The 973-nt window shown below is 43.9% G+C and carries 1 protein-coding gene; it reads left to right on the top strand.

Features of this window, described 5'->3' with window-relative positions; all coding sequences use genetic code 11:
- Positions 1-8 precede the first annotated feature (8 nt).
- Entirely contained in the window at positions 9-818 is an 810-nt protein-coding gene (gene fghA, locus R7Q46_RS25430; protein WP_318077973.1) for an S-formylglutathione hydrolase, read from the top strand.
- Positions 819-973: the final 155 nt, after the last annotated feature.

Genomic DNA, 973 nt, shown 5'->3' with positions numbered 1-973 from the left:
AAACCAAAGTGTTTGGCGGTTGGCACAAACAATATACGCACGATTCTAAAGCGTTGAACTGCACCATGCGTTTTGCGATTTTCTTGCCGCCGAATGCAACCAAATCCAACCCAGTACCCGCTTTATACTGGTTGTCGGGCTTAACCTGCACCGATGAAAACTTTATGCAGAAAGCGGGCGCATTTCGTATGGCGGCAGAACTTGGGATTGCCATCATTGCTCCGGACACCAGCCCGCGTGGTGAAGGCGTTGCCGATGATGCAAGTTACGACTTAGGCCAAGGCGCAGGCTTTTACCTCAACGCCACTCAAGCACCGTGGTCACTGCATTACCATATGTACGACTACGTCACGCAAGAGCTGCCAGCCATCATCGAAGCCAACTTCCCAGTATCGGATGTGAAATCAATCTCTGGCCACAGCATGGGCGGACACGGTGCGCTCACCATTGGCCTTAAGAATCCGACACTATACCGCTCGATTTCAGCATTTAGCCCAATCAGCAACCCAATGCAGTGTCCGTGGGGACAAAAAGCATTCACCGCATACTTGGGCACTTATATCGAAAGTTGGAAGCAATACGATGCAAGTGAGCTTTTGAAGAAAGAAAAATCACCCTTACCAATTTTGGTTGATCAAGGCGATGCGGACGGTTTCTTGAGTGAGCAACTCAAACCGGAAGTCTTATTAGCCGCAGCAAAACAACACGGTTCAGAATTGAATCTGAGAATGCAATCTGGCTACGACCACAGTTATTACTTTATATCGAGCTTTATAGACAATCATTTAAACTTTCACGCAAAATATTTATTTGCGTAAATAACAATAAAAATAACTTGATGATATATAAAAATAAAGCCACCAAATTAGGTGGCTTTATTGTATGACGTATTTAATAAATAAGTGCAATTATTCCAATAAAATCCAACGCACACCAAACATGTTGAGCTCATTATTTAAATCTTAAATTCACT

It is taken from the genome of Vibrio sp. 811 (genome assembly GCF_033339195.1).
The sequence above is the reverse complement of the archived record's forward strand: the minus strand, read 5'-3'. Positions and strand labels throughout refer to the sequence as shown.